This is a genomic window from Exiguobacterium sp. ZOR0005 (assembly GCF_000798975.1).
Classification (GTDB): Bacteria; Bacillota; Bacilli; order Exiguobacteriales; family Exiguobacteriaceae; genus Exiguobacterium; species Exiguobacterium aurantiacum.
In genome coordinates this window covers 1-23,681 of record NZ_JTLB01000030.1, presented here as the reverse complement: position 1 = coordinate 23,681, position 23,681 = coordinate 1, and the positions used below count along the sequence as shown (strand labels likewise).

The following is a 23,681-nucleotide window of genomic DNA, read 5'->3' as shown; positions in this document are numbered from 1 at the left end:
TCAGTTCTCCTTTTTATCAATCAAATGGATGAAACGGTTACCGAACGGAATCATCTCCCATTCCTCCGTCGTCAATACTTGTTCTTTCCATAATCTCCATACATATATGCCGCCGCCTGTCACAATCATAACACCCAGCCAGACGAGCGCATCGAGTCGATGTGTGACGCGTTCGAGTCCGATGAGGTTCATCAAAAAGAGGACGAGTCCCATCGGCACAACCGTCTTCAACAATACACCGTAATGTTTCAAGCGAAGCATGCCGAGCGGAATGACTTGATCGAGCCGATTAAAATTGTAGGCGGCCATTCCTAAAAAGGCGAGCGACGTGCCAATCGCGGCCCCCGCGATCCCGTAGCGAGGAACGAGCCACAAGTTGACGGCCAGTTTCAAGACGATCGCCATCATCATTCCAAGCGCCGCTGTTCGTTCTTTATCAATCGCTTGGAGACACGTCATGCTGGCCACGGCGAGCGAGGCCGCAAACGTGCTCGTCGAGAGCAGAATAAGGGCCATCGTTCCGTCCGCGTTTTCAAACAAGGCCACATTCAACGGGAACATCACTCCCATTAAACCGATCGTGGCAGCGGCAGCGACCGCCGTCGTCACTCGAATCATCGAACGCAACCCAGCAGCCGTCGCCTCGATCCGTTGTGCCCGGTAATGACGGACAAGACTTGGCACGTTCGCCATACCGAGCGCTGTCGTGAACAAAATCGCGAACTGCACGAGCGGGTAGCCCCGGTCGAATACACCTTTGCTCACTTTGGCGTCAAAGTCGGCACCCGTCAAATTGACGATGGTGAACGAATCAACGAGCTGCATCCATAAGATGCCGAGTGAGGCGAATCCGACCGCTAATCCGGTCGTCAACAAGACACGTAATACGGCCCGCAACGTCGAGACGCGGACGCGGACGAAACGAAACGTGAATCCTTTCGCCCAGACGCCGAGCCCGACAATCGCAACGACCCCGCCGACGAGCGTGGCCCCATAGGCGTAACGACTCAACGCATACGCATCGAGGCCGACATGGACACCGATGAGCAATGCGGCGAGCAACACAGCGACACGCACAAGGTTCTCAAGCACTTGTGAGGCCGCACTCGGTTTCAAATCATCAATCGCTTGAAACGACCCCCGTAAGACAGCGAGCGCAGGCATGAGCAAATAACTGAGACTGATCACCCGAAGCGTCGAGGCCAGTTCACGGTCACCAAGCCAGTCTGCAATCGTCGGGGCGAGCCCCCACATGGCGATGACGAGCGTGATGGCCAACGTGAGGAGGACGTAGAAGCTCCCCCACAGCACTTCAAGCTTGCGTCTCGGCCCGTTCGCATCGACCCCGATTTTGGCGATGACGACGGGCATCGCATACATACCGAGCGAAGCGACGATGGCCGCAAACGGATACACGGTTTGGTAGGCGTATAATCCGAAGTCACCGGCAATGTTTTGATAGGGGACGCGATAGGCGAAACTGATAAACTTCGTCAAATAACCCGCGAGCGCGAACAGGACGACACCGGTCGCAAACTTACTGGACGGACGCATGCGCCAGCCTCTTCGTCAGTTCCTCGAGCACCGAATCGGCATCGTTCAACAACTCAACGACCGGCATCCGACCGCTGAGAGATAGTTTAAGCGCACCGTTATCTTGGCCGACACCGAGTTTGCGGCCGAGCGGCATCGTCCACTCCATAAAGGACGGGACGTCGAGCGCTGTCGTCGATTCCATCGTCAAGACGACCTCGACGCGACCTGGCACTTGTTTAATCCGAGCCACCCGCGCCATCTCGCCGTAAATGCGGAGGCGCGTCAATTGAATCAATAGCGCGACCGGTTCCGGGAATTCTCCGAACCGCTCGATCAACTCGTCTTGAAGTGCGAACAACGCTTCCGGTGTATCGACGTATTTGAAACGTTTATACATCTCGATCTTCAGTTCGCTATCCGACAAGTAGTCGTCCGGGATATACGCATCGGCTTGGAACGAGATTTCCGGTTTGAAGACGACTTGCTTCGCTTGTCCTCGCATCCGGTCTTTCCGTTCTTCGATTGCTTCCGACAGCATTTGTGAGTATAAGTCAAAACCGACCGAGTCGATGAACCCAGACTGTTGGGCGCCAAGCAAGTTTCCGGCACCTCGGATCGACAAATCGCGCATCGCGATTTTAAAACCGCTCCCGAGCTCGGTAAACTCCTTGATCGCTTGCAGACGGCTCTCCGCCACTTCCGTCAGACGCTTATCTTTTCGATATGTGAAGTAGGCGTAGGCGATCCGATTCGAACGTCCGACGCGACCGCGAAGTTGATACAGCTGTGACAGCCCCATTTTATCCGCATCGTGGACGATGAGTGTGTTCACGTTCGGGATATCGATCCCCGTCTCGATGATCGTCGTCGACACGAGCACGTCAGCTTCCCCTTCTAAGAAACTGATGAGTTGGCTCTCGAGCTCCGTCTCGGTCATCCGCCCGTGCGCCGTCGCAATCCGCGCTTCCGGTAAGAGCGCCCGAATCTCCTCGGCTTTCCGCTCGATCCCTTCGACCCGGTTGTAGAGGAAGAACGCTTGTCCGCCGCGTGCGAGTTCGCGTTCAAGTGCTTCTCGTAGCACGATGCCATCATATTCCATGACGTACGTCTGAACCGGGTAACGGTTCTCCGGCGGCGTCTCGAGCACCGACAAGTCGCGAATGCCGATCATCGACATGTGAAGCGTCCGCGGAATCGGGGTCGCCGTCAACGTCAACACGTCAATATTCGTCTTCAGTTGTTTCAGACGCTCTTTATGTTTGACCCCGAACCGCTGTTCTTCATCGATGATGACAAGACCGAGGTCGGCGAACGTCACGTCTTTCGACAAGACGCGGTGCGTCCCGACGACAACATCAATCGTCCCTTCCTTTAGTCCTTTTTTCGTCGCCGCCATCTCACTCTTCGAGCGGAAGCGGCTCATGACAGAGACGTTGATCGGGAATTCACTGAATCGTTCGAGCATCGTCTCGTAATGTTGTTGGGCTAGAACGGTCGTCGGAACGAGGAACGCGACTTGTTTCCCCGCGAGCACCGCTTTGAAGGCAGCCCGAATCGCCACTTCCGTCTTGCCGTAGCCGACGTCGCCGCACAGCAAACGATCCATCGGCCGTGAGCGTTCCATATCCGCTTTAATCTCGGCAATCGACCGGACTTGGTCCTCCGTCTCCGCATACGGGAATGAGGATTCGAATTGACTCATCTCCTCATCGTCCGTCGGGAACGCGAATCCGACTGATGCTTCGCGAGCCGCGTACAGCTTGATCAGTTCGTCGGCGATATCTTCGACCGATTTCGCGACTTTCGATTTCACTTTCTTCCATTCGGTCCCGCCGAGCTTGTAAATCTTCGGCTCTTTCCCTTCCGCTCCGACGTACTTCTGGACGAGATCGATTTGATCGACGGGAACGTAGAGGGCATCGTCCCCCGCATAGACGAGATGCAAGTAGTCTTGGTGGATGCCGCCGACTTCGATCGTCTTGATGCCTAGGTACTTCCCAATCCCGTGGTGGATATGGACGACGTGGTCGTTCGGTTTCAATTCCTGATAACTTTTGATCCGTTCGGCGTTCGTTAAGTTCTTCGTCTGACGCTTTCGTTTCGCCACACGCTTGAACAACTCTTCTTCCGAAACGACGACGAGACGGCTCGTCGAGAGCTCGAACCCGCCCTCGATTTGTCCGATCATGACGTGCACATGGCGCGGCAACAAGTCTCCGTCGACGTTCGTGAACGTTGACGGGACACCGTAATCGTCAAGTAACGCCGCCACTTTATCCGCTCGTTCTCGGTCACCGGCAAGGAAGACGATACGGTGATCACTCTGTTGCCACCGCTCGACTTCTTGTTTCAGTAGATGCATCTGTCCGTGAAACGCTGGAAGCGGCCGACAGCTGAGATGGACCGTATTGGATTCCGGAATTCCGGAGCGTCGCGATGGAAGAAGTGAGAACGCGACTTGCTTCATGTCACGAAACACTTTATGCATCGGGACGGCGAGCGTGTAGTTCGAGACCGATTCCCCCCGTTCGATGAGGGACGAGAACCATTCCGCCTCCTCTCGGTCTTGGACGTCCGCCGCATCCTCGATTCGCGCCACTTCGTCTAAAACGAGTACCGCGTCCGATCCGACGTAATCGAGTAACGTCGACTTGTATAAAAGAGGTGTATACTTCCCGACCTTCTCTGGGACGTCCCCGCGTCCGAACAATTCGATGTCACGAGCGATCCCTTCTTCAAGCGCCTGTCGAATCGTCTCTGTCTCGATGAGGGAAAGCGTTCGATCGTATTGACGTTGGAGCGCCTCGCCTGCCTTTTTCAGCAAGTCCGTCGACGCCACAAATTCGGTCGCCGGCGTGACGACCGCCTCTTTCGCGACACCGAGCGATCGCTGTGTCTCGGCGTCGAACGTGAAAACCGAGTCCACTTCTGTATCGAACAAGTCGATGCGGTACGGCCGAGCCTCGGTCAGCGGATACACATCAAGGATGCTACCTCGCACTGAGAACTCTCCCGGAGACGTGACAGTAGCCGTTCGTTCATATCCGAGCGAGACGAGTGTTTCACCGAACGGCTTCAACTCCAGTTCTTGCCCCGGTCGGATGACATGCTGACTCGCCTGCCAGTCGGCCGGGCTCGGCACGAATCGCCGCAACCCACCGAGCGGCACGACGATAACGCCTCCCTCTTCATTGAGGAGACGTGTCCGCGCCTCGATCCGGGCAGCGAGCAGTTCTGGGCTAGATGTCAGCGACAGTTCGCCGGCAAGCGTCTCATCGATCGGGTATAGGAGTGCCTGACTCGGGCCGATGAGCGTCTCAAGTTGATCGTACATCTTTTGGGCTTGATACATGTTGTGCGTGACGACGACGAGACGTCGCGACGACTCTTTCGCTAAACCAGCCAATACGAGTGCTTTGGCACTCGTCGTCAATCCGGTGACGAGTTGACGGTCGAGTTTCGGCAACCGATCGCGAATAATTTTTGTCTCAGGCAGTGTCACCATAAATCTCTCTAGAGCGTTCATTTGTTTTCCTCCACCTCATACGACAAAAAAGGGTACAACGACCCTTTAGTTATATCGATTCATGAGCGCGATCCATTCTGTGTCCACAAAATCCGTTGCGGCTGACACAGATTGGTCGAGCGTGTCGTTTAATTCAGACATGTCTTCTTTCCGATAATTCATGAGCACCCAGTCGACGACTTTTACCGGATGGGGCGGGCGACCAATCCCGAGTTTCAAACGTTTAAAGTCTTGCGTACCTAAATGTTGAATCAACGATTTGATCCCGTTATGCCCACCGGCGCTCCCTTTCGGACGGAAGCGTAGCTTTCCAGGGACCATGTCGAGATCGTCATAGATGACGAGCAAGTCGTCGATATCGATTTTATAGTAGTCCATGATCGGCCGGACCGCCTCACCTGACAAATTCATGTACGTGAGCGGTTTGACGAGGACGACACGTTCTCCATTGATTCTTCCCGTTCCTATCACTGCCTTAAACTTGGCTTCATCTAATTTGATCCCGTGCTTCTCGGCTAGGCGGTCAATCGCCAAAAAGCCAACGTTGTGACGGGTCATCTCATATTTTTTGCCTGGATTCCCTAGGCCGACGATACATTTCATCCGCTTCCTCCTGAACAAAAAAGCCCAAAGGCGGACGCCTTCGGGCCTCGTTTTTTTAATCGAATAACGTGCTCACCGATTTGTGCTCGTGGACACGCATGATCGCTTCCCCAAGCAAACGGGCGACCGACATTTGCTTGATCTTGTTCGAACACTCGCGACCAGCCAAATCGATCGTATTCAATACGACGAGTTCTTTGATCGATGAGTTGTCGATTCTCTCCATCGCTGGACCAGACAAGACAGGGTGCGTACACGATGCGTACACTTCTTTCGCACCCGCCGCGACGATAGCGTCAGCTGCGAGCGTGATCGTGCCGGCCGTGTCGATAATGTCATCGATGAGGATCGCCGTCTTGCCTTCGACGCTGCCAACGATGTTCATGACCTCAGCCACGTTCGCCTCCGGACGGCGCTTGTCGATAATCGCAATCGGCGCTTTCAAACGTTCAGCGAGCTTCCGTGCGCGTGTGACGCCACCGTGGTCCGGTGACACGACGACGATATCTTTCGCTTTGAATTCCTCCGTCTCGAAATACGTCGAGATGAGCGGGACTCCTAGTAATTGGTCTACTGGGATATTGAAGAAACCTTGAATTTGTGCGGCATGCAAGTCCATTGTAATGACGCGCGTGGCGCCAGCTACTGTAAGGAGGTCAGCCACGAGTTTCGCCGTGATCGGTTCACGCGAACGAGCCTTACGGTCTTGGCGTGCGTAGCCGTAATACGGCATGACGATGTTAATCGTCCGAACCGACGCGCGTTTCAACGCATCAATCATGACGAGTAACTCCATGAGCGTCTCGTTGACTGGTGAACTCGTCGATTGGATGACGTACACATCATCGCCTCGAACGCTTTCCTCGATGTTAATGTAAAGTTCTCCGTCGCTAAACCGCTTCACTTGGCAATCGCTAAGCGGGATGCCGATTTCCTTGGCAATCTCTTCAGCGAGCGGGCGGTTTGAATTTAAGCTAAATAGGCGAATTTCACGTTCATATACAGTAGACATGTTTAGGATTCTCCTCCATCGTGTTCAATAGTAATTGGCAGCAAGTTATCGTTTCGTGTAACCTTCTTTATTCGTTTGACGCTCACGTGCGATCGCGAGCGATTCTTCCGGGACATCGTCCGTGATCGTTGAGCCGGCGGCCACAATTGAGCCTTTTCCTACCGTGACCGGCGCAATCAAGTTGACGTTACAACCGACGAACGCATCCGCTTCGACGACCGTCTCAAACTTGTTCGTTCCGTCATAGTTGACCGTGATCGACCCACAACCTAAGTTGACGCGCTCACCGATTGAAGCGTCTCCGATGTAGCTGAGGTGCGAAGCTTTCGCCCCGTCCCCGAATGTTGATTTTTTAATTTCCACGAAATTGCCGACGCGTGTGTTCGCGCCGAGCACTGCTTGTTGACGAAGGTGGGCGAACGGCCCGACCTGTGACCCGTTTCCGACACGGCTGTCGCTCAATACCGATTGACGTACCGTCGCGCCGTCTTCAATCACACTGTCACGAATATCTGAATTTGGACCGATGACACATTCTGAACCGATGACAGTTTTTCCAAGGATGACCGTCCCCGGATAAATGATTGTATCCGAGCCGATGACCGCATCTGGTGAAATATACGTCGATGCCGGGTCCATAAACGTCACACCTGCACGCATGAGGCGCTCATTCGTGCGCTTGCGCATAATCGTCTCAGCCTGCGCGAGAGCGACGCGGTCGTTGACGCCGATCGTCTCGTCAAACGTCGGTGCCGTGTGGGCCGCTACGACTTCTCCTGCTTGTTTCGCGATCGAAATGACGTCTGGTAAGTAGTATTCGCCTTGCGCGTTGTCGTTGCCGACTTGACGGAGCGCTTCAAACAACAACTCATTGTCGAACACATACGTTCCGGTATTGATCTCACGAATCGCAAGCTCCGCTTCTGACGCGTCTTTATGCTCAACGACTTTCGTCACGTTACCATCTTCACCACGAATGACACGTCCATACCCTGTCGCGTCGTCGGCAATCGCCGTGAGGACAGTCACTTTCGCACCTTGCGCTTCATGGTGTGCGAGTAACGCTTCCAATGTTTCCGCTGTCAAAAGTGGCGTATCCCCACAGACGACAAGTGTTGCTCCTTGTTTCCCGGCAAGCTCTGACTCCGCCATCTGTACGGCATGACCTGTCCCGAGCTGCTCTTCTTGGACCGCATAGTCCACACGAGAACCGAGCGTGTCTTGTACCGCTTCAGCCCCATGGCCGACGATGACGATTTGACGACTGACCCCGATGTTATCGAGTTGGTCGACGACGTGCTCGACCATCGGTTTTCCGAGAACCGGATGAAGTACTTTATAGAGCTTCGACTTCATACGCGTCCCTTTACCTGCTGCCAAAATGACTGCAAAACGATCCATGCTTGATTCGCTCCTATCTCAATCGACTGTAATTTCATACTATAGTTCGGGTTTTCTGCATATAAATCCTATTTACACCGTTTCTACTATATCGAAACGGCGAGCCCGTTTCAACCGTTGTAGCGATTCGTAACCAATCGCACGCAAAAAAGCAGCGGAACGAGATTGCGTTCCGCTGTCCGATTATGCTTCATGGATTCCGTCATACACTTCTGACGTCTCATGCGAGGCGACATCGGTATGCGTATAAGCTTCTAATACCGCCGCTTCGACTTTTTGACGCATCTCTCCGTTGATCGGGTGAGCGATATCCCGGAAAATGCCTTCAGGTGTCCGTTTACTCGGCATCGCCACGAAAAGTCCGGTGCTTCCTTCGATGATTCGAAGGTCGTGCACGACGAACTCGTGATCGAGCGTGATGGAAGCGAGCGCCTTCATCCTACCTTCTGTTGCCACTTTGCGAATTTTTACGTCTGTGATCTGCATGTTTCGCATCCCCTTTTCATCGTTGTCTATACTAAGGTGTCCTTTATTCAAGGTTGAGGTGCCGTCTACCGAACGCAACTGATTCCGTATGACTCATATACCCTTTCATCATAAAACGAAATCAATTTTTTGCCAATCACTTTAAGAACTGTTCGACGTTTCCGCGTGAAATCGTGACAAGACCTTCGTCTGAATCGACGTTCGTCAACTTCATCAAGCTGACATACTCACTCACCATTTTCTTCTCGGCGCCTTCTGCCTCCATGAGCACACCGACACCGGCGAGATTCGCTTCGAACTCGTTCAATAAACTCATCATCCCGCGAATCGTCCCGCCGGCCTTCATGAAATCATCGATCAACAACACGTTGGCACCGCGTGGCAAGCTACGGCGAGCGAGCGCCATCGTACGGATCGCTTTCGACGACCCTGACACATAGTTGATGCTGACGGTCGAGCCTTCGGTGACACGGCTGTCAGACCGGACGATGACGAACGGGACACCGAGCTGTTCGGCGACCGCATAGGCGAGCGGAATCCCTTTCGTCGCGATCGTCATGACGACGTCGACTTTCCGATCGGCGAACACCGAGGCAAACACTTGTCCCATCGGCTTGACTTGACGCGGGTTGCCGAGGACATCAGTCAAATATAAATAACCGCCTGGAAGCAGACGTTCTGGTTTCGACAATTGCTCGCACAACCCATCGATCATCGAGAGCGATTTCTCTTGGCTCCAGCCCGGAATGAACATGACTCCGCCAGCCGCTCCAGGAACGGTCACAAGTTTGCCGGTACCGTCGTGGGCCAGCATTTCACTGACGATGACCAAGTCCTCACTGATGGACGACTTGGCGGATTTATAGCGGCTCGAAAACATTGATAACGAGACGAGCTGATGTGGATGGTCGAGCAAATAACGGGTCATATCGACGAGACGACCACTTCTACGAATTTTCATACGGATTCCCCTTCACTTTTACAATAATAGACGAATGTTCTAAACAGAATATATCAGACTCATTCGTCTTTGTTCAATGTTTTTTACCGAGAATCCGAACGACGAACACTTCTGGGCAAAAACCTTTCAACCCATTGTAGACGCGATGGGCTTTCTGCTCGTGTTCGATTAAAGCAAAGACGGTCGGCCCACTTCCGCTCATGAGCACACCATCCGCCCCGCAATGGAGCATCGTCTCTTTAATTTGACGGACTTCCGGATGCAGTTCGAGCGTGACCGCCTCGAGCGCGTTGCCAAGGTTGTCACAAATCGCGTGAAAGTCGCGCTCATGGATCGCTTTCACCATCGCGCCCGTATTCGGATGAACGATTTTTTCCATGTTCACCGCCCGGTACACGTCGGCCGTCGAGACGCCGATCTTCGGTTTCGCTAGTACGACGTAGCACGGCGGAGGTGACGGGATCGTCTCTAACAACTCACCGCGACCGCGTGCGATCGCCGTCCCACCCATGACACAAAACGAGACGTCTGAACCGACTTCGGCACCGAGTTCCGCCAATTCTTCAAGTGATAACCCGAGTTCGAATAGTTCGTTCATTCCGCGGAGCGTGGCCGCCGCGTCGCTTGAACCCCCGGCCAGTCCGGCTGCGACCGGAATGTGTTTATCGAGGACGATCTCTACCCCTTCTGTGATACCAAACCGTTTCCGCAACAAATCGGCCGCCCGATACGCCAAGTTTCGATGATCGCTCGGCACGTAAGCGTGCTCCGATTGAATCCGAATCTCATCTGTATCGAGGACCGTCAGTTCTAATCGGTCCGACAAGTCCACCGTCGTCATGACCATTTCCACATCATGATAGCCGTCCGTCCGCTTCCCTAGGACGTCGAGCGTCAAATTAATTTTTGCCGGCGCTTTCACACTGATCGTGCGCATATCGTTCACCCTTCCCATGTATCTCCTGTTCGCCATTGTACCGTAAACGAGCGCACAAAAAAAGAAGCAGCTGCCAATGCATCCGCCCCTCATTTATCGATCAATTACTGAATTCAATTTTAACTGTATCCGTTAGGACATCAGCGTAGCTATATGAGACACGTTCCACGTTATGATGATCTTCATCCAACTTGACGACGAACACCGCAGGATACGTCTCAACGAGCGTTCCAAACCGAGTAACGACTTTCTTACGACCGCCGTTTGCTTTCAACGTCAATCGTTCTCCAACATGCGATTCGAGTTTCTGTCTGATTTCTTGTAACGTCTTTGGCATACGCTTCACCTCACTGTTACAAGTATAACACATTGGAAAAAGAAAATAAAGAATAAATATTATAGCGACTCACCTCTCGGTCGTCAACTATTTTTAAGTGGTAAAATTGTGTCAGCCAAGCGTGCAAACTCCTTAAGTGACAACGTTTCGCCTCGACGTTTCGGATCGATTCCCGCTTCATGTAACAAGCGTTCGAGCTCGACTTTTTTGTCTTTCCCAAGATGGTTCGTCAAATTGTTTAAAATCGTCTTCCGGCGTTGTGCAAAGCTGGCGCGAGCGATTTCGAAGAAAAACGCCTCATCTTTCACATCGACGGCCGGCTTTGGGCGCATCTTTAACGTGATGACCGCCGAATCGACGTTCGGGGCAGGCATGAACACATTTTTCGGGACGATGAAGCTGACGTTCGCTTCCGCATAATATTGAATGGCGATCGACAAGGAACCATACGCCTTCGTACCTGGCTTGGCACCGATTCGTTCCGCCACTTCTTTTTGAATCATCATGACGAGCGAACGGAATTTAATGCGGCTCTCGAGCAAACGCATGATGATTGGCGTCGTCACATAATAAGGTAAGTTCGCGACGACCGAGATGTCTTCGATGCCCTCGCTAAAGAACTCACGTTCCACGATCTCTTGAATGTCGAGCTCGAGCGCATCACCATGGACGACATGGACGTGCGGGTAAGGCGCCATCGTATCTTCAAGGATCGGCAACAAGCGTTGATCGATCTCGAGGGCGACGACTTTCTTCGCCCGTTTGGCAGACTGTTCGGTCAATGAACCGATGCCTGGCCCAATCTCGAGCACGCCGCTCGCTTCTCCGAGCTCGGCCGCGTCGACGATTTTATTCAAAATATTCAAGTCGATCAAAAAGTTTTGACCGAGTGACTTTTTGAACGAGAAGCCGTGTCGTTCTAAAATGGCTTTCGTCCGATGAATAGTTGCAATGTCTTTCAATGATTTTCCTCCTCTAACTGGATGAGAGCCTGCTCCCACTCCTCGGTCGTGACGCGCATCGCCTCGACCCGTTTTACGAACTGCTTCGCATTCGGTTCACCGATTCGAAGTAACACACCTAGCCGTTTCCGGCGTCGGGCCGCGTCCGCTCCGCCGATCAAGTCGGCTTCAAGCACCATTTTGCGAGTCACGAGCGGGACGTCTGTTTCGATGCGATCTTCGTACACCGCACTGAGCACTCGACGTATCGTCGCAGGCGACGCATGCTCGACGCCAATCTTTCCACGTCTGTCTTTCGCTTCAGCTCGTGGCAAGTAAGCGTGCTTACACCCTTTCACATGTTCCTCGACGATGGCCCGGATGCGGTCGCCCGGATAATCTGGATCGGTCAAGATAATGACGCCTCGCGTCTCTTGCGCTCGTTTGATCCGTTCGATCGTCTGTTTGGACACAGCCGACCCGTTCGTTTCAATCGTGTCGACGTCATACACTTCTTGCAGGCGGGTCGTATCATCCCGTCCTTCGACGACGATCACTTCTTGTATTTTTTCACGCATCATCAGTTCCTTCTTTCTCTTCTTGCTTCGGGATGACCCAAATCGTGAGCGGTTTGCGACCGAACGTGACCGCCTCTTCCTTCGTGTCCATCATGATGTCAATTTTATTTCCTTTGATGGCACTTCCGGTATCAAGGGCGATGGCCATGCCGAATCCTTCTACATAAACACGAGTTCCGAGCGGAATGATGGACGGGTCGACGGCAATGATTCGCAATCCCTCATATAGGATCGTCTCGGTCACGTCGTACCCGCTCCGCGTCAACACGCGACCATCGTACGTGATCGTATCTTCCGGGTTGTTCGTATAGGCGGTCGCTTCGACGAGAAGCTGCTTCGCCGAAGAAAAATCAAGCACGTCTTCGGCTCGCGGCGTCTCCTCAATCTTAATTTCAGCTTCCTCCCGAAACGGACTATCCGTCTGCGGCGCTTCAGCCGTTTGGTCCTCCAGCGGTTCTGGCACCGGCTTTGTCCCAACTTTTATAATCTGCGGGCGGACCGTTTGAAGCGTTTCGATCCCTGTCTCGGTCCGATTTGTAATTGTACCATTTTCAACAGTCAGTGCATACCGCGTCCGTTCGAGTCCAGGGACGCCGACTTGTGCCACCACGGTTTGGCCGACTTCAAGTGTCTCATCCTCTTCTTTGACGATGTCAAATGGGATGAGCCGATTCTCATATTGGACGACATCCCGGCTCGTATTGACCGTGATCGTCATGCCTTCCCGTACAGTTTGGACTAGCGCGGGACTTATCGTATCTCGTTCCGACACGTCTACTCCTGCTTCGCGTAATACTTGTTCCACGGTCGTCGCCATCGTGTACACCGTCTTCGCCTTGTCTTCGACGATAACGTTAACGGCGACGACCGGCTGATAACGAATCGTCATCCCCGAGGTGATCGGGGTGCGGACGTCCGGGTAAACGTCATCCCCTTCTCGGACTGCGACGCCGTAACGTAACAACACGTCACGCACGGTGCGTTCACGTGTCTCGATCGTCTCGATTTGACCGTAGCCGATTTGAAGCGACACTGTATTGGCCCGTTCGATATGGATGATGCGCTCCGACGGAAGCTCTGCACTCAAGGCCGGGGTCACATAATCAGCCTCGTCAATCTCAATACCGGTCTCTTCAAGCACTTCAAGCACGGACTTGGCTCGCGTCTCATGCTCGATGCGCAGCCCATCATCAATGATCGTGATTGGCTCCGGTTGGGTCATCACATAGGCGAGTACGGCGACGACGAGAACCCCGATGCTTAACGTAATCCGTTTCAACATCACGGTAGACGGAACAAACGCTTGGCGTTAGCCGTCGTCGCTTCAGCCAATTCTTCGAACGGCATGTCACGGAGTAGCGCGATCTCTTCGGCGACATATGTCACGTACGCCGGTTCGTTCCGTTTGCCGCGGAAAGGCGTCGGGGTCAAGTACGGACAATCGGTCTCAACGAGAAGTCGTTCGAGCGGAACGCGCTTCGCCACTTCTTTCGGTACTTTGGCATTTTTGAACGTGACCGGCCCTCCGAGCGAAATATAAAAGTTCAGACGCAGGCACCGTTCAAGCAGCTCGACCGACATGCTGTAGCTATGGAACACCCCGCCGACAACTTCCGCGTGCTCTTCTTCCAAAATGTCGAGAACGTCAGCCGTCGCTTCCCGGTTATGAATGACGATCGGCATGTTCGTCCGCTTCGCGATGGCGATTTGTTCACGGAACAAACGTTGCTGTACGTCTTTCGGAGATTTGTCCCAATGGTAATCAAGACCGATTTCTCCGAGCGCCATCACTTTCGGATGCCCCATGAGCGTTTCGATTCGTGTTAAGTCATCCGGTGTGCAATCGATCGCATCGACCGGGTGCCAGCCGACAATCGCATAAATGTCATCATACGTTTCAGCGAGTTCGAGGGCTCGTGTGATCGTCTCATCATCGAAACCAACGACAAGCAACGGCGACACGCCCGCCTCTCGCGCCCGCTCGATCGTCGCTTCGACATCCTCTTTAAACTGTTCAGCATTAATATGGGTATGCGTATCAATTAGCATGGTGCGTCCTCCTTGTTTAAACGAAGAGAGGGAGACCGAAGTCTCCCCCCAAAATTATTTGACGATAGCCCCGTTCGGCATATTCTCAGATACGGTTGCAAGTTCTAACTTACCATCTTTATCGGCTGCCAAAATCATTCCTTGAGACAACTCGCCGCGAAGTTTGACTGGCTTCAAGTTGGCGACGACGATGACTTTTTTGCCGACCAACTCTTCCGGTGCATACCATTCGGCGATGCCCGATACGATTTGGCGCGTCTCGCTACCGAGATCGACTTGAAGTTTTAACAGTTTTTTCGCTTTTTTAATCTTATCGGCTTCGACGATTTGCCCGACCCGGAACTCGACTTGGTCAAAGACGTCGATTGTGATTTCAGGACGGACGTCTTCGTCCGGAGTTTCTTCTGCCGCTTCTTCTTCCACACGCGCTTTCGACGCTTGACGCATCATCTCTTGAATCGCGTCGACTTCCTCTTTCACATCCCGACGCGGGAAGATCGGCGTCCCGTCCGTGACGACCGCTCCGTCGAAGGCCGCGAACGTATCGAGCGCTTCCCACGACATGTCTTGTCCTTCAAGGCCGAGTTGACGGAACATCTCTTTCGGAGCCCGCGTCATGAACGGTTGAATCATGACGGCGACGTGGCGAAGAACACCTGCAAGGTGAGTCATGACCGACGCGAGCTCGTCTCGTTTCGCTTCATCTTTCGCGAGCACCCACGGCTGCGTCTCGTCAATGTACTTGTTCGCTCGGCTGACGAGCTGCCAGATGTTTGTGAGCGCGACTGAAAACTCCATGTGCTCCATCGCCGCTTCTGTTTTCAATGTCGTTTCTTCGACGACGCGAAGCAAATCGGCGTCGAATGCCGTCACGTTGCCCGCGTAGGCGGGGACGTTGCCGTCGAAGTATTTCTTGATCATGGCGACCGTACGGTTAAGCAAGTTGCCAAGGTCGTTCGCGAGGTCGAAGTTCAACCGGTCGACGAACGCTTCCGGTGTGAACGTGCCGTCTGCTCCAAATGGCACTTCCCGTAGCAAGTAGTAGCGGACCGAGTCGAGCCCGTAGCGATCGATGAGCGGGATCGGATCGACGACGTTACCTTTTGATTTCGACATTTTGCCGTCTTTCATAAGCAACCAACCGTGCGCAAACACTTGTTTTGGCAACGGAAGGTCGAGTGCCATGAGCAAGGCTGGCCAAATGATCGTATGGAATCGTACAATCTCTTTTCCGACCAAATGAACGTCAGCCGGCCAGTAACGATTGAACAGTTCGTCGTTCTCCGCTCCGTAGCCGAGTGATGAAATGTAGTTCGTGAGCGCATCGACCCACACGTAGACGACGTGTTTCGGATTTGACGGGACTTGGACGCCCCAATCGAACGTCGTCCGCGACACAGCCAAATCTTGAAGTCCCGGCTTCAAGAAGTTGTTGATCATCTCTGTTTTCCGTGACTCCGGCAAGATGAATTCTGGATGCGACTCGAAATATTCGATGAGGCGGTCCGCATACTTGCTGAGGCGGAAGAAGTAGCATTCTTCCCGTACGAGCTCGACCGGGTGGCCGCTGTCAGGGCTCTTTCCGTCGACAAGTTGCGACTCGGTATAATATGTCTCATCCGGTACCGAATACCAACCTTCATATTCTCCGAGGTAAATGTCCCCGTTTTTAAGAAGCGTCTCGAAAACGTGCTCGACGACAGCTTTATGGCGATCTTCGGTCGTCCGAATATAATCATCGTATGAGATTTCAAGACGATCCCATAGCACTTTGATGTCTTTGACGACTTCATCGACGAACGCTTGCGGTGTGACACCCGCTTCTTTCGCTTTTTCTTGAATTTTTTGACCGTGCTCATCCGTCCCCGTCAAGTAACGGACATCAAACCCTTTTAAGCGTTTGTAGCGGGCAATCGCATCGCCGGCCACTGTTGTATATGCGTGACCGATGTGTAGTTTCGCACTCGGATAGTAAATCGGAGTGGTGATATAAAAAGTAGGCTTCGCCATAATTGTTCTCCATCCTTTCGACATTTGCAATTTCCATTATACACGGTTCGACAAAAGAATTTCCAAACCAATTGTTTGGAATTAATTTGTGTAGCCTTCAAAAAAATGTTCCAAAAAAATCCTTTCTTTGTTTGAGGCTCTATCATTCGGGGAAAATTAGGTGTATATCGTTCCTTTATCGTCTTTTTTCGAAAATGGACATTTCCAATAGTAAGCAGTTGACTGCAATTGGAAAGTTTAGTATGCTTTTTGCTGTAGCAACATTGTCGAATTTTGACGATTCATGTCACCAAGAGATTTCGACATCATTGGAGGAGGAAACACAAAATGAAATCAACAGGTATCGTACGGAAAGTAGACGAGCTCGGTCGGGTCGTTATTCCAATTGAATTACGCCGGACACTCGGAATTGCTGAAAAAGACGCGCTCGAAATTTACGTCGACAACGAGCAAATCGTTTTGAAAAAATATAAACCGAACATGACTTGCCAAGTCACTGGCGAAGTTTCAGACGATAACTTCAAGTTGGCGGACGGCAAATTGATTCTCTCACCAGAAGGCGCACAACGCGTACTCGTCGAGTTGAAAAACATGCTCGAGAACTACTACAGCGAAGAGTAAGCAAGGAATTCCTTGCTTACTCTTTTTTGTCGACCTCATGATAGGCATCATATACTTCATGGCGTGGTAACCCGCGCTCTTTCGCCACTTGTTTAATGGCGGCGTTCGGCTTGAGCCCGTCTTCGATATACCGGTCCACGTGCTCAAGCGGTGATAGCGTGTCCCACCAGTCGTTCGTCGGGGCGGTCTCAGTCGAACCGCTCACGAGAACAACGAACTCGCCGCGCACTTCTCCTTCGCACCAGGCCAGCGCCTCTTCGACCGTGCCGCGTAAAAACTCCTCGTACGTCTTCGTCAACTCGCGACCAAGCACGACGGCTCGATCACCGAATACCGCTTTGACGCCGGTGAGCATCTCTTTTAAACGATGCGGCGCCTCGTAAAATACGAGCGTACCCGGCTCATATTGCAGAGACATCAACACATCCGCCCGTTCTTTCTTTTTGCGGGGTAAAAACCCGTAGTAAAGGAAGCGTTCCGTCGCAAGACCTGACGCGACTAATGCCGTAAGCGCCGCATTGGCCCCTGGCAAGACGACGACCGGAATGTCTGCTTCGATGGCGAGACGGACGAGATCACTGCCAGGATCAGAAATACCGGGCATGCCGGCATCTGAAACGACAGCGACCGATTTGCCAAGTTGGATGTCTTCGATCAGTCGCGGACCGCTCACTTGCTTGTTGTGTTCATGGTAACTGACGAGTTTTGTATCGATGTCAAAGTGACGGCATAATTTCATCGTCTGACGCGTGTCTTCGGCTGCGATCAAATCGACTTCGCGCAACGTACGGACAGCTCGATACGTCATATCCTCTAGATTGCCAATGGGAGTCGGCACGACGTATAGTGTCGGTCCATCAATCTGATAACTTTTTTGTGAGTTCATTACTCGTCCCCTCCATCAGCTTTTGTTTTTGCGTACGGGTCAACTGTTTGATCGACCACTCGTATTGCATCGCTTCTCGCTTCGTATCAAACGACTTCACATACCGAAGCATGACCGGGAGACGGGCTCTCGTATACTTTGCGCCTTTCCCGGCATTGTGCACCTGGAGCCGCTTATCGACGTCGGTCGTATAGCCTGTGTAGTACGTTTCGTCGTTGCACTCGACAATATAGGCGTAATATTTACGCATCGAGGATGTCTCGCATCGCCTTCGTGTACGTATCATCTTCTTCATAAACGATGAACGGAGGTAAAATTGTGAGTCCTGCTTTTCCATCTTTCGACCCCTCTATCAATAATGTGTTGGCGTCTCGTCCCGCCTTTGGATAGACAAGCTGCATCCGTTTCGGCTCAATCCGGTACGCTCGCATTAGCGTCAATATATCAAGCAATCGTTCAGGACGGTGAACGAACGCCACTTTCCCGCCAGGCTTTACTAATTGACTGGCCGATCGGATACAATCCTCGAGCGTGCACAACACCTCATGACGGGCAATCGTATGATGCTCTTTTTGATTACGAAGTGACGTTTCATTCGCTAAGAAATAGGGCGGGTTACATGTCACGACGTCATAACGGGCATGTCCAAGGACCGTTGCCGCTTCTTTGACGTCTCCTTCCACAACGCGTAACCGTTCCTCCAGCTTATTGACCGCGATGCTCCGATTTGCCATGTCGACAAGTTTCGGCTGAATCTCAACACCGGTGACGCTCCCTTTCGTCCGATACGATAAAAATAAAGGGATTGCTCCCGTTCCGGCACACAAATCGACCAAGTTCCCTTTTTGAATCGGCACCCACACGAACTCGGCGAGTAAGACCGCATCTAGCGAGAATGAAAAGACGTCATCGCTTTGAATGATTTTTCCGGGGCGTCCGAGCAAATCGTCAAGGCGCTCCCCTTGTTTTACTGTCACGCTTCGTTCCCTCCTACAATAACGACAAAGGCGACGGACGGACTTTCCGTCTATCGCCCCAATGTATTAATGTTTGTTCAACATGGACATGCAAAAAAGACAATCTCCGTCTTTTCTCACTTGCCCGTAGTGTAAATTACAGATGTGGAAGCCTTCTTGATATAGCGCCGCCAAGTTGTTTTGACCTTTGCCTGATAGCGCAATTTGAGCGTCCCCATCAATCGTTTCCACTTCCGCTAGTTGTTCTACCTTCTCACGCAAGTGATGGTTTTCGAGATACATATGCTGATTTTCTTCGAGCAAGTAGGCCAATTGTTCTTTTAACACGCCTAGATGTTCAGTTAACAACTGCATTTGTTGCTCGATTGCATCGACCCGCATCATAACTTCCTTTTTATCCATTCTTTCCACTGCTCAGCACCCCATCACTGTTTCGACGGTTTTCGTTTGATCGCACCGACCTCAACGAGTTCGTCAATCGTATACGTCACTACTCGGGTCCGGTCACTCAATTCAACTTGCACCATTTGATCTAAGATGTTGAGACCGATGACACGTCCGTCACCTTCCGGAATTTTAATTCGTTTCCCGACGTCCGGTAAGTCACGCTTCAACTCTTCGTACGTATCGTTTTCATATTTCAAACAACACATTAAACGACCACAGACGCCTGAAATTTTGTTTGGGTTCAAAGAAAGGTTTTGGTCTTTCGCCATCTTGATGGATACCGGTTCAAATTCTCCTAAGAATGATGAACAGCACAGCACCCGACCACACGGCCCAATCCCGCTTAACAGTTTCGCTTCATCCCGTACCCCGATTTGACGTAGTTCAATTCGTGTTCGGAACACGCTCGCCAAATCTTTTACAAGCTCCCGGAAGTCAACACGTCCTTCTGCTGTGAAATAAAAGATGACTTTATTACGATCAAATGTATATTCAACATCGACAAGTTTCATCTCAAGTCGATGCTCACGAATTTTTTCCTCACAGACGGCGTGAGCGTCAAAAGCTGCCAATCGATTCTCTTGAACGATTTCAGCATCTTTATGATCAGCGACACGAAGAATCGTTTTTAATGGCAAAACGACTTCATCCTCTCCAAGCTGTTTTCCAACTTGGACGATTTCTCCGTATTCAATACCACGCACCGTTTCAACGATGACATGGTCCCCACGTTCAAGCGTTGCTTCGCCTGGTGAAAAGTAATAGATTTTTCCCGCTTCTTTAAAACGGACTCCAACTACTTCAAGCACGCTCTCTTATCCTTTCTGTAAATCGAACGTTAACCGTTCGAACGTTAGTTGAGGATTGACGTTTGCCTCGAGTCGTCGAATTGCCTCGTGCACGTGTTCAATGGCATGAACGATTTTGTTTACCGATCGATCATTCACAAAAGCCTGATACAAAGCCTGTTCTCTTGTGAACAATTGCGGTACATATTCCGTTCGTACTTTGAAACGCAGTGACTCTTCTAACCAACTTTCAAATAGTTCGAGACCGACCCGCAATTCATTGCGCCCTTTGAAATGGCCAAGCCATTTCTCTTGGGCAAACAAGAGCAATTCTTGCGGACGTTTTGTCAATACTTCAACTAATTGTACCACTAGCCCATACGCCTGCACAAACCAGTCGTTATGAAGCACTTCACGGGCGTCCTCCCATTTAGGATATACCGTGAGAGCAAGCCGGGCCAGATCACTCGTACATGAAACGTCTTCCGCTAACGTTTCTGCGAGTTCGTTGCGATCGATTGGTCGAAACACAAGATGCTGTGCCCGCGAACGAATCGTGGGCAATAAAAGTTGTGGTTGGGTCGTCACTAAGATGGCGAGCTTTCCGACACCCGGTTCCTCAAAGAATTTAAGGAGGCTGTTCGCTGCTTGTGTCGTCATTTTATGAGCTTGATGGATGACATATACTTGGCGGTCCCCTTCGGCCCCTCGCAATGACAAGTCACTTAGCAGTTGTTGAATTTGTTCTTTTTTGATACTGGCTCCATCCGGCTCCATCTCAATATAGTCGACAATGTTTCCCGAATCCATTCGTCGACAGTTTCTGCACACGCCACAAGGTTCAACGCCTTCTGGCGACTCACAAAATAGTGATTTGGCAAATAACTGAGCCGTCTCAATTAAATACGGTTCGTAATCTCCTGAGAAAATGTAGGCATGTCCGACTTTCTCAGACAGAATCGAATTTTCGATGACTTTTGCCACTACAGTCTGAGACTGAGCTAATTGTTGAAAGCGCATCTGACTCACTCCCATTAAAACTGATGAAACCCTTCAATCGGCAAGACAAATACCGTCGCCCCACCCACTTGCACCTCAACCGGATAAGGAATATAAGAGTCGGCGTGTCCGCCCATCGGTGAAATCGGGGTGATCATTTGATCTCGGCTCGAACAGTTCGACTTAATGAGAGATAGCAAATCATCAAGGCGTTCTTTTGGAACCCCAATCATGAAAGTCGTGTTTCCCTCTTTTAGAAACCCTCCCGTTGTCGCAAGCTTTGTTGCTCGAAAGTCTTCTTCAATTAATGCATCCGATAAACGTGCACTATCTTTATCATGTACGATCGCAATAACCATCTTCATCATGCATTCACTCCTCTTTCTCTTAATCGCTCTAACGTAATATCAAATACCTCATCCTGAATACACTCGATTGTCTCATTCGCATTAATTCGAACCATCCGGTCCGGATGCTCGGCAAGCAAACTTTGGAATCCGTCGTATACACGTTGATGAAACGCTTCGTCCCGACTTTCGATCCGGTCCAATTGACCTCGGTCTTTCATTCGACTGCTTGCTTGGCTCGGCGATAAGTCAAAGAGAAACGTCAAATCCGGTTTCAACCCGCCTGTCGCCCACTCATTCAGTGCTAAGATTTGCTCTAAATCATAGCCTAACCCAAATCCTTGATAAGCAATTGAGGCGTCCACAAAGCGATCACAGACTACAACAGCGCCGCGCGACAAAGCCGGACGAATGATTTGTTCTACGTTTTGAGCTCGAGATGCCGCATACAACATCATTTCAACACGAGCCGTCATCTCATCATGTTCGGGTGACAATAGCACTTCACGGATGCTGTTTCCAACTTTTGTTCCCCCTGGCTCACGTGTTGTGACAACCTCGTACCCTTTATCGGTCAAGGCCTGGACTAACAACTTTAGTTGAGTCGTCTTTCCAGAACCATCTGGTCCTTCAACCGTAATGAACATACCTTTCACACTTAAAACTCCTCTACGATAACATCAATTTGTTTCATCATAACATGTCTGCTCGCTTGAAGCTTCCGACCGAGTGAAATCCATTCGATTAACACCCGAACTTTCTCATCCGTAATCACTTCGCCTTTTAGAATCCACGGGATTCCCGGCGGATACGGAATTACTGTCTCGGCAGCAATGTTACCAACTGCCTGTTCAAACGACAGTCTAGTTGTCTTCATTTCATCGGATAGCGTGTGCAACTGTGATACACGTTCCGTCACGGGAAAGGGATAGATTGTTTCATCATCTTCAATAAGCGGTACGTGTTGCGAAGCGTTTTTAATCAATTTAACCCAATGCTCGATCTCTTCCATTTTTACTTCCCGTAATGGAAGGCAGAGTAACACATGATCTTCCGCCGCAAGTTCGATATCAATCCCTATAGAAGAGAGATGCCGACTGAAGGCAATTCCGTTTTTAGGATAGGTCAGTATCGTCACTTTAGTGAAATCATCACCGACTTTGACAGAGAAACCGGCTCGTCTCAGTTCCATGACAAATGCAAAATGACTTGTTTGAATATGAGACCAGTCGCGTTCTGTCAAACTTTCCAAATACATTCTCGCATGGTCTAAAGAGCCCATGATCAAGTAAGAAGGACTAGAAGTTTGAAACGAGGATAACGCGTGAAATAAACGTTTTTCATCAATATTCTCTTTATAATGAAGCCACGCCCCCATTGTAAACGCAGGAAGGGTTTTATGTGCGGACTGGACCACCATACTTGCTCCTTCAAAAATAGCAGATCGTTTTGGAAGGTCAGAATAAATAAGGTGAGCACCGTGCGCTTCATCGACAAGTAATGGAATAGAAAATGTGTTAAGAAACTGACTGATGGCTCGAACGTCCGCCATATCTCCATAATAAGTGGGAGAAGTGAGCAAGAGAGCCTTTCCATCCGGGTAGCGGGAAACCGCTTCTTGGACAGTCGCGAGGCTGACGACTGTCGGAAGCCCACTCCCGCGCTCTATTTCAGGAGTGAGTAGCACAGCCTCTAATCCTAACCACTCAATCGCATTCCAAACAGATTTATGGGAGTTACGCTGAACGTATACACGCTCACCGCGCTTCACGGTCGTTGCTAGCATGCTCCAGTTCCCGGCAGTCGATCCGTTGACTAACCATTTGCTCTTACTTTCATATAAGGCTCCTAGCGCGTCCTCGGCCTGATGGATAATTCCTTCGGCTTGATGCAAATCGTCCAGATGCTCTAACTCGGTTAAATCATAAGGCATTATTTTAGCAAACGGGGTAGGGAGGCTTGAATGCCTGACTGTTCCATTATGGTGACCCGGCACATGAAACGACACTCGACCTTCACGTACGTGTTGCTCTAACACTTCCATGAAAGTGAAAGGGTTTTTTTTAGGTTGACGTGTCATATAAAAAATACTCCTTCCTTTAAACGATTGATATACAAAAAAGAGACGACCAAGCATCTGCTTGATCGTCTCTGCGTTGGCCTGGCAACGTCCTATCCTCACAGGGGGAGACCCCCAACTACTTTCGGCGCTGAAGCGCTTAACTTCCGTGTTCGGCAT

24 protein-coding genes are annotated in these 23,681 nt (G+C 51.2%); 1 reads left to right on the top strand and 23 read right to left on the bottom strand.

Annotated features, from left to right (window positions below; genetic code table 11):
- From L971_RS12860 to metG, 14 genes are all read right to left on the bottom strand, one after another.
- Window positions 1-1,554 carry a polysaccharide biosynthesis protein gene (locus tag L971_RS12860; protein WP_047376196.1) on the bottom strand — a complete coding sequence of 518 codons (1,554 nt, stop codon included), beginning with the start codon at window positions 1,552-1,554 and terminating at the stop codon, window positions 1-3.
- Window positions 1,538-5,062 (bottom strand): transcription-repair coupling factor, encoded by a 3,525-nt coding sequence (gene mfd / locus L971_RS12855; protein ID WP_047376194.1) that lies wholly within the window; start codon window positions 5,060-5,062, stop codon window positions 1,538-1,540. The genes L971_RS12860 and mfd overlap by 17 nt, the downstream gene beginning before the upstream one ends.
- Window positions 5,063-5,107: 45 nt before the next feature.
- Entirely contained in the window at window positions 5,108-5,665 is a 558-nt protein-coding gene (gene pth, locus L971_RS12850) for an aminoacyl-tRNA hydrolase (RefSeq protein WP_024372354.1), read from the bottom strand.
- Between the two features lie 55 nt (window positions 5,666-5,720).
- Window positions 5,721-6,677 carry a ribose-phosphate diphosphokinase gene (locus tag L971_RS12845; protein WP_024372353.1) on the bottom strand — a complete coding sequence of 319 codons (957 nt, stop codon included), beginning with the start codon at window positions 6,675-6,677 and terminating at the stop codon, window positions 5,721-5,723.
- 45 nt (window positions 6,678-6,722) lie between these two features.
- Window positions 6,723-8,078: a bifunctional UDP-N-acetylglucosamine diphosphorylase/glucosamine-1-phosphate N-acetyltransferase GlmU gene (gene glmU, locus L971_RS12840; RefSeq protein WP_024372352.1), complete on the bottom strand. Its 1,356-nt coding sequence runs from the start codon at window positions 8,076-8,078 to the stop codon at window positions 6,723-6,725.
- Between the two features lie 183 nt (window positions 8,079-8,261).
- Window positions 8,262-8,564, bottom strand: a complete 303-nt coding sequence (gene spoVG, locus L971_RS12835) for a septation regulator SpoVG (RefSeq protein WP_024372351.1) — start codon at window positions 8,562-8,564, stop codon at window positions 8,262-8,264.
- 136 nt (window positions 8,565-8,700) lie between these two features.
- Complete coding sequence (gene purR, locus L971_RS12830; RefSeq protein ID WP_024372350.1) at window positions 8,701-9,525, bottom strand: pur operon repressor; 825 nt, start codon at window positions 9,523-9,525, stop codon at window positions 8,701-8,703.
- 73 nt (window positions 9,526-9,598) lie between these two features.
- Window positions 9,599-10,462: a 4-(cytidine 5'-diphospho)-2-C-methyl-D-erythritol kinase gene (gene ispE, locus L971_RS12825; RefSeq protein WP_034798836.1), complete on the bottom strand. Its 864-nt coding sequence runs from the start codon at window positions 10,460-10,462 to the stop codon at window positions 9,599-9,601.
- A 100-nt stretch (window positions 10,463-10,562) separates the two neighbouring features.
- Window positions 10,563-10,799, bottom strand: a complete 237-nt coding sequence (locus L971_RS12820; protein WP_021065751.1) for a Veg family protein — start codon at window positions 10,797-10,799, stop codon at window positions 10,563-10,565.
- Window positions 10,800-10,882: 83 nt separating this feature from the next.
- Window positions 10,883-11,761: a 16S rRNA (adenine(1518)-N(6)/adenine(1519)-N(6))-dimethyltransferase RsmA gene (rsmA, locus tag L971_RS12815; protein WP_024372348.1), complete on the bottom strand. Its 879-nt coding sequence runs from the start codon at window positions 11,759-11,761 to the stop codon at window positions 10,883-10,885.
- Window positions 11,758-12,318, bottom strand: a complete 561-nt coding sequence (gene rnmV, locus L971_RS12810; RefSeq protein WP_024372347.1) for a ribonuclease M5 — start codon at window positions 12,316-12,318, stop codon at window positions 11,758-11,760. The genes rsmA and rnmV overlap by 4 nt, the downstream gene beginning before the upstream one ends.
- Window positions 12,311-13,600, bottom strand: coding sequence for a 3D domain-containing protein (locus L971_RS12805; RefSeq protein ID WP_047376191.1), 1,290 nt, complete (start codon window positions 13,598-13,600; stop codon window positions 12,311-12,313). The genes rnmV and L971_RS12805 overlap by 8 nt, the downstream gene beginning before the upstream one ends.
- Window positions 13,600-14,367: a TatD family hydrolase gene (locus tag L971_RS12800; protein ID WP_029334016.1), complete on the bottom strand. Its 768-nt coding sequence runs from the start codon at window positions 14,365-14,367 to the stop codon at window positions 13,600-13,602. Before L971_RS12800 ends, L971_RS12805 begins: the two co-directional genes overlap by 1 nt.
- A gap of 54 nt (window positions 14,368-14,421) precedes the next feature.
- The gene (gene metG / locus L971_RS12795; RefSeq protein WP_047376188.1) at window positions 14,422-16,377 is read right to left on the bottom strand and encodes a methionine--tRNA ligase; all 1,956 of its coding nucleotides are present in this window, start codon (window positions 16,375-16,377) and stop codon (window positions 14,422-14,424) included.
- Window positions 16,378-16,704: 327 nt separating this feature from the next.
- On the opposite strand from metG, the gene L971_RS12790 reads away from it, so the two are divergent.
- A complete protein-coding gene (locus L971_RS12790; protein ID WP_024372343.1) occupies window positions 16,705-16,998 on the top strand; it encodes an AbrB/MazE/SpoVT family DNA-binding domain-containing protein in 294 nt (97 codons plus the stop codon).
- A gap of 16 nt (window positions 16,999-17,014) precedes the next feature.
- On the opposite strand, the gene rsmI is transcribed toward L971_RS12790, so the two are convergent.
- The 9 genes from rsmI to L971_RS12745 all read right to left on the bottom strand — a co-directional run.
- The gene (gene rsmI, locus L971_RS12785; protein WP_024372342.1) at window positions 17,015-17,884 is read right to left on the bottom strand and encodes a 16S rRNA (cytidine(1402)-2'-O)-methyltransferase; all 870 of its coding nucleotides are present in this window, start codon (window positions 17,882-17,884) and stop codon (window positions 17,015-17,017) included.
- On the bottom strand, window positions 17,856-18,134 hold the full coding sequence (locus tag L971_RS12780; RefSeq protein WP_024372341.1) for a GIY-YIG nuclease family protein: 279 nt from the start codon (window positions 18,132-18,134) through the stop codon (window positions 17,856-17,858). Before L971_RS12780 ends, rsmI begins: the two co-directional genes overlap by 29 nt.
- Window positions 18,127-18,861 (bottom strand): tRNA1(Val) (adenine(37)-N6)-methyltransferase, encoded by a 735-nt coding sequence (locus L971_RS12775; RefSeq protein WP_047376186.1) that lies wholly within the window; start codon window positions 18,859-18,861, stop codon window positions 18,127-18,129. The genes L971_RS12780 and L971_RS12775 overlap by 8 nt, the downstream gene beginning before the upstream one ends.
- Window positions 18,862-18,927: 66 nt before the next feature.
- On the bottom strand, window positions 18,928-19,263 hold the full coding sequence (gene yabA, locus L971_RS12770) for a DNA replication initiation control protein YabA (RefSeq protein ID WP_024372339.1): 336 nt from the start codon (window positions 19,261-19,263) through the stop codon (window positions 18,928-18,930).
- Window positions 19,264-19,286: 23 nt separating this feature from the next.
- Window positions 19,287-20,117 (bottom strand): stage 0 sporulation family protein, encoded by an 831-nt coding sequence (locus L971_RS12765; RefSeq protein ID WP_024372338.1) that lies wholly within the window; start codon window positions 20,115-20,117, stop codon window positions 19,287-19,289.
- Between the two features lie 6 nt (window positions 20,118-20,123).
- Entirely contained in the window at window positions 20,124-21,116 is a 993-nt protein-coding gene (locus L971_RS12760) for a DNA polymerase (protein WP_051151438.1), read from the bottom strand.
- Between the two features lie 14 nt (window positions 21,117-21,130).
- Complete coding sequence (locus L971_RS12755) at window positions 21,131-21,460, bottom strand: cyclic-di-AMP receptor (RefSeq protein WP_024372336.1); 330 nt, start codon at window positions 21,458-21,460, stop codon at window positions 21,131-21,133.
- A complete protein-coding gene (gene tmk / locus L971_RS12750) occupies window positions 21,460-22,098 on the bottom strand; it encodes a dTMP kinase (RefSeq protein ID WP_024372335.1) in 639 nt (212 codons plus the stop codon). The genes L971_RS12755 and tmk overlap by 1 nt, the downstream gene beginning before the upstream one ends.
- Window positions 22,099-22,100: 2 nt before the next feature.
- Window positions 22,101-23,681: aminotransferase class I/II-fold pyridoxal phosphate-dependent enzyme (locus L971_RS12745; protein WP_231557610.1), on the bottom strand; the 1,581-nt coding region annotated here is incomplete at its 5' end.

Coding starts and splice junctions, on each gene's coding strand:
- L971_RS12860 (WP_047376196.1), bottom strand. CDS start 1,554: ATGCGTCCGTCCAGTAAGTTTGCGACCGGTGTCGTCCTGTTCGCGCTC.
- mfd (WP_047376194.1), bottom strand. CDS start 5,062: ATGAACGCTCTAGAGAGATTTATGGTGACACTGCCTGAGACAAAAATT.
- pth (WP_024372354.1), bottom strand. CDS start 5,665: ATGAAATGTATCGTCGGCCTAGGGAATCCAGGCAAAAAATATGAGATG.
- L971_RS12845 (WP_024372353.1), bottom strand. CDS start 6,677: ATGTCTACTGTATATGAACGTGAAATTCGCCTATTTAGCTTAAATTCA.
- glmU (WP_024372352.1), bottom strand. CDS start 8,078: ATGGATCGTTTTGCAGTCATTTTGGCAGCAGGTAAAGGGACGCGTATG.
- spoVG (WP_024372351.1), bottom strand. CDS start 8,564: ATGCAGATCACAGACGTAAAAATTCGCAAAGTGGCAACAGAAGGTAGG.
- purR (WP_024372350.1), bottom strand. CDS start 9,525: ATGAAAATTCGTAGAAGTGGTCGTCTCGTCGATATGACCCGTTATTTG.
- ispE (WP_034798836.1), bottom strand. CDS start 10,462: ATGCGCACGATCAGTGTGAAAGCGCCGGCAAAAATTAATTTGACGCTC.
- L971_RS12820 (WP_021065751.1), bottom strand. CDS start 10,799: ATGCCAAAGACGTTACAAGAAATCAGACAGAAACTCGAATCGCATGTT.
- rnmV (WP_024372347.1), bottom strand. CDS start 12,318: ATGCGTGAAAAAATACAAGAAGTGATCGTCGTCGAAGGACGGGATGAT.
- L971_RS12805 (WP_047376191.1), bottom strand. CDS start 13,600: ATGTTGAAACGGATTACGTTAAGCATCGGGGTTCTCGTCGTCGCCGTA.
- L971_RS12800 (WP_029334016.1), bottom strand. CDS start 14,367: ATGCTAATTGATACGCATACCCATATTAATGCTGAACAGTTTAAAGAG.
- metG (WP_047376188.1), bottom strand. CDS start 16,377: ATGGCGAAGCCTACTTTTTATATCACCACTCCGATTTACTATCCGAGT.
- L971_RS12790 (WP_024372343.1), top strand. CDS start 16,705: ATGAAATCAACAGGTATCGTACGGAAAGTAGACGAGCTCGGTCGGGTC.
- rsmI (WP_024372342.1), bottom strand. CDS start 17,884: ATGAACTCACAAAAAAGTTATCAGATTGATGGACCGACACTATACGTC.
- L971_RS12780 (WP_024372341.1), bottom strand. CDS start 18,134: ATGCGTAAATATTACGCCTATATTGTCGAGTGCAACGACGAAACGTAC.
- yabA (WP_024372339.1), bottom strand. CDS start 19,263: ATGGATAAAAAGGAAGTTATGATGCGGGTCGATGCAATCGAGCAACAA.
- L971_RS12760 (WP_051151438.1), bottom strand. CDS start 21,116: ATGCGCTTTCAACAATTAGCTCAGTCTCAGACTGTAGTGGCAAAAGTC.
- L971_RS12755 (WP_024372336.1), bottom strand. CDS start 21,460: ATGAAGATGGTTATTGCGATCGTACATGATAAAGATAGTGCACGTTTA.